This window comes from Luteirhabdus pelagi (assembly GCF_016827595.1).
GTDB lineage: Bacteria > Bacteroidota > Bacteroidia > Flavobacteriales > Flavobacteriaceae > Luteirhabdus > Luteirhabdus pelagi.
Genome location: NZ_JAECMS010000010.1, coordinates 1 through 9,458, shown reverse-complemented (window position 1 = coordinate 9,458; position 9,458 = coordinate 1). Strand labels below are relative to the sequence as shown.

Genomic DNA, 9,458 nt, shown 5'->3' with positions numbered 1-9,458 from the left:
CAGGGTGGTTTTTTGTCTTTCATAAGGTATAGTACTAAAAGGGTTAATTTTTAGTCAACCTATTTCAGGACGATGCATTTTCTTCATTTGTGGGTAACGGTTTTGTATAACGCTTCGTGTTGTGCGCTTGTGAAGTTACGTATTTTTCAGTTAAAGATTGTTTTGACATAAATCTGTAAGAAATCAAATACTGTTAACCAACCCAGCACAATACGCGTTATACGTTGTTGTGCTTTCGTTATTTTTGGTCAATTTATCGGGACACTAAATAAAAATTTAATAGTCTGTCCTGCTTTTTATCTCTAATGCGATTAAATCAATTAATTCTGAAACGTCATATTCTAATTCTTTGAAAGTATCTAATTGTCTATGGTAGTTATCAGCCAATACGTCTAAATTATTTAAAACCATTTTGTTAGAAATCATGTTTGAAAATGACTCTTCCAAATTATTGATAGCGTTTTCAAAATCTTCCTTCGTGAATTTTATATCTACGTATTCCGAAAAGACAGGACTTAGTGGTGCGAAATCTTTAGCGTTGTAAAGCTTTTCTATATGTTCCATCAAACGCTCGTGAGTATTTTCAGATGTTTTGTCCCAATTAATTATCGCAGCATATTTGTTATTCAAAGCGATTAATTTAATTTTAATAGAGTCATTTTTTATAATGTCTAAATTACCACTACTTAACATTTCAGAAAATGTATCTTGACTTGGATTAATTTGATCCCACGATAAGGCATATCTCATATTTCCAGCCAAATGTGTATAATCTAGTGTGTCTTTCTGTTTATTAAAACTAAGAGCTATCGAGTTTTGTATGTGCTGTACTTGATTTTTACGTAATTGATATGTGTCCTTCCATAATGTTTCGTTTTTATTCAAATCAATTAAAAATCGTTTCAAGTAACTTATTTCAACTTCCTCTTCTTTGCGTTTTTCATTAGTGTTATTAATATACAATGCAATTAAAATTCCTATTACTACTAGAATTATTTCGCCTATAGCATAAAGTAAATACTTCCCGAACTTACTTTCGGATAGATTTTTTTGTCTAATTTTTCTAAAGAACTTTATCATCAGAGGTTGGTTTCTCTAAAGATATGATTTTTAATTTGTTAGCGCTTAAAAATAATGAAGCACAACGGTAACGTATAACGCCCTGTTGCGTCGTTTCACTTAGCAATTTAATGAAAATGTTGAGAATTTTCCGAATGCGTGGTTGATTCCAAGCAGGAATCAACCAAAGCAATGGGCGTTATACATTGTTGGCTCTTGTTGGGCAACCAGAACTTTGATCCGGCACAAGCCAAACCTGGTTCGGTAAAAATCACTTGGAGGTTTTCACTGACCAAAGAAATCAATTCAACCGTTCAATTTTCAGCTAACGATTCGGTTTTTCAATCACCGCAAGAGTCAGAAATGTTCCATTTTAATCAAATCAACAGTTTATTGAGATGACAAGAAATCAATTTCACTCGCAATTTTATCAGATAAGACGTTTTTTGATTACATCAGAGTGAGGATCTCTGTTTGAACGAGACCGAGACTGGCTCAGTTCAAAATTGGTTCAGAAACTGCCAAATTTTTTGCGTCTGTGGCGCATCCGCCCAATAAGCGCCAACGGTCTTGTATAACGCTCGTGGCGCGTTGGTGAAAGTTACGTCTTTTTCAATTAATGCTTTTCTAACCTGGATTTGTAGGTTTTTCAACACGAATAACCAACTTAGCGACATGTGTCGTTATACGTTGTTGTGTGCTGGCGTTTTAGTTATATATGTTTTGTGAATATCTGTTGTTCATATGGATGAAGAGATTTTATTAATTCTGGATTGTCTAGATATAATGCTCGTATATCATTTATATCTTTACATCCTTTAAATTTATCACCTATAGTTTTTACAATAATATTGGGAAGTCCGGCTTCTTTTAAGGCAATTTCATGAGACTCAGTTACCCCATATTCTAATTTAATTATCAGTAATTCAAGATTAATTTTTTTTAACGGTTGATCCATTTCTTCACACACAAAATTGAAAAGGTTTTGAAAAACCATTAGATATCTAGGTAATGCAAATTCAAAATATCTGGTTATTAAAGTTAGTGCAGTTCTAATTTTTGCATCTATAGACTTTCTTCTCTGTTGTTCAATTATTTGTTTAAGGGAAAGATTGAAATAAACATAGCCCTTTGCATTAAAAATTATATCACTAATTAGGAAGCTTTTGTCTTCCTTATATTTTTTTACAAATAGAAATTCGTGAATTAATCTCAGAATTTTTTCAAACTGTTCTTTATTTGGCTGAGTTAGAAATTGAAATTCTTCAAAGAAGAAAGAGTTTTTTCTAAAATGATTGATAAGGTTAATTTGACTCGAAACGGGAATAAATTTATTACTTTTTATCAAAGCTAATGGTACGCTTTCCCTTTGAAGATAACCTTCTAATTCGTTTCGTCTCTCTAAATTTTTATCTTTTAAATCTTCTCTATTAACTTGGATAACGTCCTCGTTATCTAATGGTTTGTCGTAAAATGAAAATTCAATTATTTTTTCACCATCTTCTTTTGGCAATTTTATAAGTGATATAGACCGACCAATAAAATGCTGTAAAAATCTTCCTGCTCTTCCATTAATATTTTTTACATCAAAATCTGTAAGAAGGTCTATTCCTTTTGCATTGTCAAAAATAATCACTTGCTTGGCGGCTGTATTCACTCCTTCAATTAAAGTTGGGCTGCATACAATTGTATTAATATCACCGTTACTTTTATTAAAAGTGTCTACTATTTCAATTTGAATAAATTTAGGAATACCAGCATGATGAAAAGCAACTCCCTTTTTTAAACATTCTACTAACGACCAATCCTTCGAAAATGTGGTTTCTAGATAGGCTATAAGACCACTTTTATCTTTTACGTCTTCCTCATGTTTTGCTATCCATTTAGCTTTGGATTCAACTCCTCTTTTGTCTCCTACATAAACTAAAGCCTGTTCATCACTTCCTTTTAATATATTTTTTAAATTCGTTTCTTTCCCGCCATTCTTAATTTCAACGTTTCCTACAGTAACCTTTTCTTTTTTATCGAATTCAGTTAAGTCTATAAAATCCTTTTGAACAACTTCAGCATCAAATTTTATAAATTTAGCATTATTGTATTCCAGAAATTTTTCACTGAATTTATCGAAATATGGGCCTATTAAATAAAAGTCAGATTTTTTTTTGGTTAATCGGTAAAGAGCATTCGTGAAAATTTTACTTCTTTCACCATCATCTTGAATTTTATAGATTTCATCCATTACAAAGAAATCTATTGGAAATTTTGGATTTTCGTCCATAAACGTATCTATCTTTTCAGGAGTAAAGATTAATAAGTTATGATGATCTCGTAATGGCTGTTGTAAAGTATTGACAATATTATATTTCTGGAAAATTAAATTGTCCTTTCTAAATCGGATAAAAGTTTCGGATAAAAGGGCAATAGTAGGTAGTACAATAGCAATATTTGAATAATTGTTATGATTGATTATTTCTGTAATTATCCTGGACTTTCCAAATGAAGTTGGGGCACTAACAACAATTCTTCTGTTTTCTTGAAAGAAATTAAATAATTCTTTTTGCTCTTTAGTTAGTGTGGTGGTCGTATCCATGGTGTAGAACGCCCTAGCGAAATTCTCATAAATACTTGGTTTATTTGAAATTTCTGGGAATTTTGATTCTAACATATCACGATAGAGAAAAACTCGAGAAGCACTGATGCATTCAAAAAGTAGATCTTCTAGTAATTTATCCTCAGGTAAATATTCTGCGGTATGGCAAATAACGGATAAGGATAAATTATATAAATTCTTATTCTCGCTTTTCGTCTGAAGAAAATAGTAGGTGCTTTCTAATAATTTTTTGAATGAACCATTTGGTAATGCCTTCTTGGTTTTCAATTCTTCTAGTACCGAAATAACTTCATTGGAATCGTAGTAATCGTACATTATCTATTTGCTTGTTCTAATTGATCAATTTGAGATTTTAATTCTTCTACAGATTCTAGTGGTAGAATTATGAAGATAAGTTCGAAATTTGATTTTAAATCTAATTCTTTAGCTTCAATAGATTTCCATTTAGACATAAACTCTTCTTCGAAATCCTTTATGAAATCTGGAGTAGAAGAATTTTTATGATTTTTAATTTTATTACAATCGTATGTAATAAATACGGGAACCTTTATTTTAACTTCATCGAAAGACTGAATGCCTTTCAGTCTGTCACGTATTATTTCTCTATATGGAAAATCTTTATTGAGTTCAATATGAGGTTCTAAAAATGAAAACTCTTCAACAGTAAATTTTTCACAACAATGAGCTTCTAGAGATTCAAAAGCATTACTCAATCCTCCTGAAAAATTACTATAAAATTTTGATTCTCCTAACCAGAGAATTGGTTCATTGTCTTCGATTGAAAAATGTGCACAGTCATAACCATAGACCTCTTGATTTCCAGTCTTTAATTTAACTTTTGTAACTAATTTATCTGATTTGAAAAATACTTTTAAAATCAAATAAAGCAATAATTCTCCATAATCACCTTTATTACTTTTACTTCGTCTGGATATTCTTGACCAAGCTACTCTATACTTTTCACCATCATCATTTGTTTTAGAATATTCTTGATATTCACTTGGGGTCAATGCAAAATGGGGTAGAGAGTCGTTTATAATCTGCTTTAGTTCGCTTTGTCGATATTTTCCTGAAGAGTAATTTAGATGTATTGGAAAATGATTCCATTTGCCCTTTTCAAAATTTACGGAAAACTTGAAAATTAAATTTTCAACTCTTTTATTTAACCATTCCATCTATAAATAATTTGTTCTAATTTTTGATAACGCTTGCACACAACGGTAAAGTATAAGCGTAGTGCGGGATTAGAAGCACTTCACTTTTGGTTTACCACTATGTTTGTTAATATTCAATTTGTTCAAATTTAGCACTTTAGACCGCATTACGCTTATACAATGTTAGGTGGCGTTTTTATTCCGTAATGTTTCTTAATTCATTTCCAAATTGTTGTTTGTCCAATAATTTATCAAAAAAACAGTCATTCGCTTTATTTTTTATATCAATGGCTTTCTGTAGAGTCTCAATTCCTTTTGTAGTTAAGAAAACACATTTTGCCCTTGTGTCAGTTTCGTGTTCCTTGCGTTCAATCAGTCCGTTTTTTTGTAATGTCCTAAGTATTTTAGAAACCATCATTCTGTCGGTGTTACTATGGTCGGCAATTTCCTTTTGGGTTACGTTTTCCGAAATTTTTAAAAGCCAACCCAATGCTGCCATAATCACAAATTGTGTATGGGTCAAATTTAATTCGTCTAATGCTCTGTTCATTTGTTTTTGCCATTGCATTGTTGCTTGCCAAAGTAAATAACCTATATTTTCTTCCGGTCTTTCAAAGTGAAAATTAATTTTCTTGTCCATTTAGCATTAAGTTTGAAATAAGCTGAAAATCACGTTTGTTAATTTGTAATGTTCCCCAACGAAATGGATAACCCCATTTTTGTTTATTGGGAATAAATTCCAATTCGTTAATCAGCGGACGAATAGAAATGTCTTTGGATTCTAAAAAGTCAATGTCAATTCGGGAAGGGCAAAACTCAGGTGTCATTTCAAACTGGTAAATATCGTTTGACTTTACTTGACCAATGGCAGTAAATTCTTGGCATTTATCTTTTTTGTCAAAATATTCTTTGCTTGAATAGTAAATTACATAATCGCCTTTATTCATTTTTTTCAAAGGTGTCGCTTTTCCGTGACAGGCTTGAGCAAAACCTCCTTGAACTCCTTTTTTAACGTGCTCTTTCGAGGCTGTGATTATCCAATATTTGGTTTCTTTATTTTTCATTTTTTGAAATTTTACTGATAAATTTTTGAGATAGAGGTGCAGCAATCATTGAAGTCGGCACTGCAACCATAAATCCAATGGCAAAGCTTTTCATCCAAATCGGAAAAAAGGCGTTGACCATTCCAACATTGATTAAGACCATAATAAATGACATCGCCAAAGCCATAAAGAATGCCATTAAAATTCCAAAAATGATTTTCGTTTGTTTTTCTGTTAAATACATAATATTTATTTTTGTTGAAGCAAATATAATATATACGACAACAATATGCAAAAAACAAACGATTTTTTTAAATGCCACCTAACGGTCTCGTATAAGAATAGTAGCGGATTTTTATGCACTTACTTTTCGGTTAAACACAGACCTTTTTTATATTTACTTTGTTACGTTTCAGCGATTAACCCGCTATTATTTTTATACATTGTTGCCCACAGTTTTTATTCCGCCTTATGGTAGGCTTCCAACAACCAATTTTTTAGTTCGCTATCAATTTCGCTGACATTCGATAATCTAACTCTGTGCGTACACATCGTACCAAAAGGTCCTGAATTTTCAAGTCGGTCAGTTGTCGGTTTGTCTTTTAGTTTTAACCCTAAATCAATTCGTGTTTTGGTTGCAGGTTTTATCAATGCAAATTGTTTCTTTCTGATAATGCTTACACTTGTCTTTTTTGGTGTGATTGTAACATCATTACCAAATTCTTTAACTACGTTTAGCAGACTTTCGTATATCGGAACTAAATTCTCCTTTCCAATGTATTGATTTTGGACAAGGTCTGTTGTTGAATTATTTTCTTCTTTTGATAATGCCACTATCGTATTTGCAAATCCGTGAGTTACATTATAGTCCTTTTTTAGAAAATTCACGGCTTCTGAATGTTTGGAAAAAGAATTTGATTTAAGCACCTTTTTCCATTCGCTTAAGGATTTACCTGTTTTTTCAGGCATATTGTCAATCATTGTTTGAAGTGCTTTGTCCATCGTTATTCTTTTTTTGTATTTACATCTGTTTCCAAGTAAGCGATTAGTTTCATTAAGGTTTTTTCATTGGCTGGTATGAAATAATTCATTAATGAAAGGTATTTCGGATTGTTTTTATATCCAATTCCGAATGATTTAATATTAGTATCTCCGTTTTCTAACTCGTCAAAATAAATAACATTGAAAAAATCTTTGGCATCATCTTTCATAAATTCAGGGAAATTATCGGTTATTTCCGCTTGTAAAGTCAGAAGTCTTTTTGGTACGTAATTTATGATGTGAGTAACAATTGTAGTGCTATCTCCAATTTTACCTTGTTCGTTATAATTCGTTTTGATATATCCACCAACTTTTAGGTCAACTTCCGCAAGTGGTACAGCCCAATTTTCCCAACCTTTTTTTGTAGTGTAAGCATTCCAAACAGAATCTATTGGTGCTTTTACAGTTAGTTCTTGGATTAGAACTAATTCAGGTGTTTTTGTTGAATCAATTTTAGATACAACTCTTTTCTCTTGTCCGAATGTAATTGAGGTCAGAAAGACTGAAAAGAGAAGGATTAGTATTTTTTTCATTTGACTATATTTTTTCATTATTTCGTTTTCTCAAATTGTGGGCAACGGTTTTGGCTATGGTTTGTGGCGGTTTGCTGCGGCTGAATCGGCCGTGTAGCAAAACCCCGTTGGGTTTTGGCGGGCAGCAGACGAGTCTGCGTGAGATTCAGCAGGGCATTGGCGCCGCACTTTGTTTTTTTATCCGATGGACAAGGTAGTGAAAATTTGTAGGAAGTTTAATTCGTTTAACCACTCCCGCCATAAACTATAGCCGTTGTTGGCAATAGTTATATTTTCAATCATAATACCACCGGGTTTGTTTTTTTATAACTAATGTGTCTTTATCATAATATATTCCGTAGAATTCCCAAGCAAAATCAGCAAATTCAAATTTTCCGTCATGAGAATAGTAATCGAGATATTTAAATTCTTTTTTTATAAAATCATCAGTATATCCATTCAAACTATCAAAACCGAATGATTTACCTAAAATCATCTCGACTTCTGATCTAGTCATTCCGACTTGTATTTTGTCAAAATTCTCTTTTTTAAATTCAGCTGTAAATTCAGTGTCGATATGTGGATAGATATAATTATAACTTTCTAATCCAATCGAAAAATACACCATTATAAAAGCAACAATTATTGTAATTGGAAGTAATATTATGATCAGATAATCTTTAATTTTCATAATTATTGCCAACGGATTTGTATAACGTGCTGTTGCACGGATTGTAAGTTACAGTTTTTTCAGTTTTGGGGCTTTTTTCTTTTCACTGAAATACTTTTCATTCGATTGACCATCCCGTGCAATGCATCGTTATACGTTGTTACCTGCTGGCTTGAATCACTTATCAGTTCCAAACTTTTTAATCAATTGTTTTGTGATTCGAACCATAATCAGAGCGAAAGAAACTATTGCCAGAAACCAAGCGAAATAATACATTTCGAAATCAAATTCCTCAATCGGGATAAATTCCGCAAGATTGTATCCGATCACAACAAAAATCAGGAGAATTCGTACCAAGGTTTTCTTCAAACTCGGTTTAATCAACATTTCGTAAATTCCAATAGTCAATACGAAAAGAAAGAATTTTCCATAAAGAGGATTGAGATCACTCAAATCATAAAGTTCAGGATTCGCTTTTTTCCATTCTTGAAATTCAAAATATTCTATGACGGATAGAATCAATTGTATAGCTATGATAATTATTGAATAGACTGGTTTGTAAATTTTCACAGAATTTTTTTTCAGAGATTTCTACCAAGCTTGCAGGTAACGGATTTGTATAAAGTGTCGTTGTGTTGTGGTTCAATGTACTAATTTTTCAGATAGGGAAGAAGTTTTGATTTTTTAAGTGAAATTCAATTATTTTCCTTCAACCGACACAATGCACTTTATACGTTGTTAGGTGCTGGCTTTTCTTTCAATTTTCAATTTTTTATCGTAATTCAAATTTTTCAAGAATTTCAATTGCCTTTCAAATAAATAACCATTAGCATTGAAATCAAATTCATAATCGGTTGTGGTCAATTTCAATTCCATTTGATCAATATGGTATTCGTGCATTCTGAGTCGAAAATATCTGGCGTATAAAACCGAAACTCCCATTTTTAACAGAATCCACATCGGAGAAAGGAAAAATGGATCAATTTGTTCTTTTCCCCTGATTATTTCTATTTCCAACACATTATCTGTTGGAATTGGAATCAAAGTTTGTCTGTTTGATTTACTTGCATGAATCAAGATTCCATCAGGCCTTTTCTCAATATTACACTTCGAGTCAATTTCAATCGATTCAGAATTGTTTACTTTATTCTCAAATGATTTAAGGAAAAGACCAGGTCCACCAATCGGTTTTAGCTTTTTTAAATCAACCACAATTGGATCTCCAATCAATCTGTTGATTTTTCTTTTATCTATTTGTTTTCCTGTCAAAATCACTTCAAAGCTTGCACCTAACGGATTTGTATAACATGTCGTTGCCCGTTGGATAAATTTAGTTAAAATTCAATTACCACAATACGGACCCTTAAT

11 protein-coding genes are annotated in these 9,458 nt (G+C 31.8%); all 11 read right to left on the bottom strand.

Features of this window, described 5'->3' with window-relative positions:
* Nucleotides 1-276 precede the first annotated feature (276 nt).
* Nucleotides 277-1,080 (bottom strand): DUF6090 family protein, encoded by an 804-nt coding sequence (locus I4Q58_RS15180; protein ID WP_203296762.1) that lies wholly within the window; start codon nt 1,078-1,080, stop codon nt 277-279.
* A gap of 691 nt (nt 1,081-1,771) precedes the next feature.
* Nucleotides 1,772-3,985 carry a DEAD/DEAH box helicase gene (locus I4Q58_RS15175; protein WP_203296761.1) on the bottom strand — a complete coding sequence of 738 codons (2,214 nt, stop codon included), beginning with the start codon at nt 3,983-3,985 and terminating at the stop codon, nt 1,772-1,774.
* Nucleotides 3,985-4,845 carry a HamA C-terminal domain-containing protein gene (locus I4Q58_RS15170; RefSeq protein WP_203296760.1) on the bottom strand — a complete coding sequence of 287 codons (861 nt, stop codon included), beginning with the start codon at nt 4,843-4,845 and terminating at the stop codon, nt 3,985-3,987. The genes I4Q58_RS15175 and I4Q58_RS15170 overlap by 1 nt, the downstream gene beginning before the upstream one ends.
* Before the next feature lie 175 nt (nt 4,846-5,020).
* Nucleotides 5,021-5,464 carry a MarR family winged helix-turn-helix transcriptional regulator gene (locus I4Q58_RS15165; RefSeq protein WP_203296759.1) on the bottom strand — a complete coding sequence of 148 codons (444 nt, stop codon included), beginning with the start codon at nt 5,462-5,464 and terminating at the stop codon, nt 5,021-5,023.
* On the bottom strand, nt 5,448-5,888 hold the full coding sequence (locus tag I4Q58_RS15160; RefSeq protein WP_203296758.1) for an EVE domain-containing protein: 441 nt from the start codon (nt 5,886-5,888) through the stop codon (nt 5,448-5,450). The genes I4Q58_RS15165 and I4Q58_RS15160 overlap by 17 nt, the downstream gene beginning before the upstream one ends.
* On the bottom strand, nt 5,878-6,111 hold the full coding sequence (locus tag I4Q58_RS15155) for a DUF2798 domain-containing protein (protein ID WP_203296757.1): 234 nt from the start codon (nt 6,109-6,111) through the stop codon (nt 5,878-5,880). Before I4Q58_RS15155 ends, I4Q58_RS15160 begins: the two co-directional genes overlap by 11 nt.
* A 215-nt stretch (nt 6,112-6,326) precedes the next feature.
* On the bottom strand, nt 6,327-6,869 hold the full coding sequence (locus I4Q58_RS15150; RefSeq protein ID WP_203296756.1) for a DUF4287 domain-containing protein: 543 nt from the start codon (nt 6,867-6,869) through the stop codon (nt 6,327-6,329).
* Between the two features lie 2 nt (nt 6,870-6,871).
* A complete protein-coding gene (locus tag I4Q58_RS15145; RefSeq protein WP_203296755.1) occupies nt 6,872-7,441 on the bottom strand; it encodes an SRPBCC family protein in 570 nt (189 codons plus the stop codon).
* A gap of 274 nt (nt 7,442-7,715) precedes the next feature.
* On the bottom strand, nt 7,716-8,111 hold the full coding sequence (locus I4Q58_RS15140) for a hypothetical protein (protein ID WP_203296754.1): 396 nt from the start codon (nt 8,109-8,111) through the stop codon (nt 7,716-7,718).
* A gap of 156 nt (nt 8,112-8,267) precedes the next feature.
* Nucleotides 8,268-8,660 (bottom strand): hypothetical protein, encoded by a 393-nt coding sequence (locus I4Q58_RS15135; RefSeq protein ID WP_203296753.1) that lies wholly within the window; start codon nt 8,658-8,660, stop codon nt 8,268-8,270.
* A 168-nt stretch (nt 8,661-8,828) separates the two neighbouring features.
* The gene (locus I4Q58_RS15130) at nt 8,829-9,320 is read right to left on the bottom strand and encodes a hypothetical protein (protein ID WP_203296752.1); all 492 of its coding nucleotides are present in this window, start codon (nt 9,318-9,320) and stop codon (nt 8,829-8,831) included.
* Nucleotides 9,321-9,458: the final 138 nt, after the last annotated feature.

What these genes read in the sequence shown, in the direction of transcription:
- I4Q58_RS15170 (WP_203296760.1), bottom strand. Translation starts at nt 4,845, where the DNA reads ATGGAATGGTTAAATAAAAGAGTTGAAAATTTAATTTTCAAGTTTTCC.
- I4Q58_RS15175 (WP_203296761.1), bottom strand. Translation starts at nt 3,985, where the DNA reads ATGTACGATTACTACGATTCCAATGAAGTTATTTCGGTACTAGAAGAA.
- I4Q58_RS15145 (WP_203296755.1), bottom strand. Translation starts at nt 7,441, where the DNA reads ATGAAAAAAATACTAATCCTTCTCTTTTCAGTCTTTCTGACCTCAATT.
- I4Q58_RS15160 (WP_203296758.1), bottom strand. Translation starts at nt 5,888, where the DNA reads ATGAAAAATAAAGAAACCAAATATTGGATAATCACAGCCTCGAAAGAG.
- I4Q58_RS15140 (WP_203296754.1), bottom strand. Translation starts at nt 8,111, where the DNA reads ATGAAAATTAAAGATTATCTGATCATAATATTACTTCCAATTACAATA.
- I4Q58_RS15155 (WP_203296757.1), bottom strand. Translation starts at nt 6,111, where the DNA reads ATGTATTTAACAGAAAAACAAACGAAAATCATTTTTGGAATTTTAATG.
- I4Q58_RS15180 (WP_203296762.1), bottom strand. Translation starts at nt 1,080, where the DNA reads ATGATAAAGTTCTTTAGAAAAATTAGACAAAAAAATCTATCCGAAAGT.
- I4Q58_RS15165 (WP_203296759.1), bottom strand. Translation starts at nt 5,464, where the DNA reads ATGGACAAGAAAATTAATTTTCACTTTGAAAGACCGGAAGAAAATATA.
- I4Q58_RS15150 (WP_203296756.1), bottom strand. Translation starts at nt 6,869, where the DNA reads ATGGACAAAGCACTTCAAACAATGATTGACAATATGCCTGAAAAAACA.